The organism is Limnofasciculus baicalensis BBK-W-15, from assembly GCF_024178385.1.
Taxonomy (GTDB): domain Bacteria; phylum Cyanobacteriota; class Cyanobacteriia; order Cyanobacteriales; family Coleofasciculaceae; genus Limnofasciculus; species Limnofasciculus baicalensis.
The window spans coordinates 1-1115 of sequence record NZ_JAMZMM010000745.1 but is presented as its reverse complement, the minus strand read 5'-3'; the positions used below and the strand labels follow the sequence as shown (position 1 = coordinate 1115).

Genomic DNA, 1115 nt, shown 5'->3' with positions numbered 1-1115 from the left:
GAGACAAGGGAGACAAGGGAGACAAGGAAGACAAGGGAGACAAGGGAGACAAGGGGGAGAGTTGAAACTCAAAACTCAAAACTCAAAACTCAAAACTCAAAACTCTCTCTCTTCCCTCTCTTCCCTCTATTCTCAATACGGCATCCGCTGGGCTACTCCCCATTGCCCAATGCAGATTCAGCAGAATTGAGGGCTTCTTGCCAAACTTGATAACCACGGCTTGTCAAGTGAATGCCGTCTGTGGTTAGATCTTGTTGGATCTGACCTTGGTCGTCAACGAATAAGTTGTAGAGATTGAGGTAACCTGCGCCTTCTTGTCTGGCAATGAGGGCAAGTTGGAGGTTAAGATTGCGGATGCGATTTGCTTGCAGCAGCGCTTCGCTATCGCTAGAAATAGATGATAACCTGATGGGGAGAATAGACTGAAGGATAACCTGAGCTTGGGGATGATTCTCATGGAAGCGACGGAGAATCTCACGGGTATTATTGAGAATAACGCGATCGCTAACTCCTTGCCGTAAATCATTTGTCCCTGCCATTACATATATAGTATCTGGTCGAGTGTCGGCAAAAGCTGAGAGTCTGCTTTTGATTTGAGTAGAATTTTCGCCAGAAATCCCTTGATTAAGCCAAAATTTGCCACTAGGGAGGTTTTCTGAGGGAAACCAAAGCGTCAAAGAATCCCCCACTAAAATAGCCAAACGATTATTACCTTGCCCTTTCGCCATAGATTTGGCTTCTTGTTGGAGGAGTCTTTGCCACTGCTGGTGAGTTGGTTTGGTTAATGACTGAGACTCCTTTGCCCAGGAAGACTTGAAGCTATCAGGAGCTAGGCGTGTATAAATTTTACCAGCTTGCAAGGCTGCTAATCGTTGGTAATAGAGTTGAGTGCCAGAAGTGGGAGAAAGACTAGTTGACTGAGGCTTGGATAAGAGTTGTCCATTATTTATCAGTGTAGTTGGTATGGGATTTGCTTGCAGGAGCGCTTTGCTATGGCTAATGGGGATTGGCTGTAGCTGACTGAATTCAGGAGAAGTGGTTTCCACAAGTGGAATAATTTGACTCTTCGATGAAGCGATAGACTGCAACGCCTTGGCAGTCTTGACACCTAATAT

The 1115-nt window shown here is 45.6% G+C and carries 1 protein-coding gene and 1 pseudogene; one reads left to right on the top strand and one right to left on the bottom strand.

Translation table 11 applies throughout. The features are described from left to right. A pseudogene (locus NJ959_RS29915) lies at positions 1-190 on the top strand (hypothetical protein); the annotation flags it as partial. On the opposite strand, the gene NJ959_RS29910 reads toward NJ959_RS29915, so the two are convergent. Next, on the bottom strand, positions 153-1115 hold a 963-nt coding region (locus NJ959_RS29910; protein ID WP_309242728.1), incomplete at its 5' end, for a GDSL-type esterase/lipase family protein. The pseudogene NJ959_RS29915 and the gene NJ959_RS29910 sit on opposite strands and share 38 nt — an antisense overlap.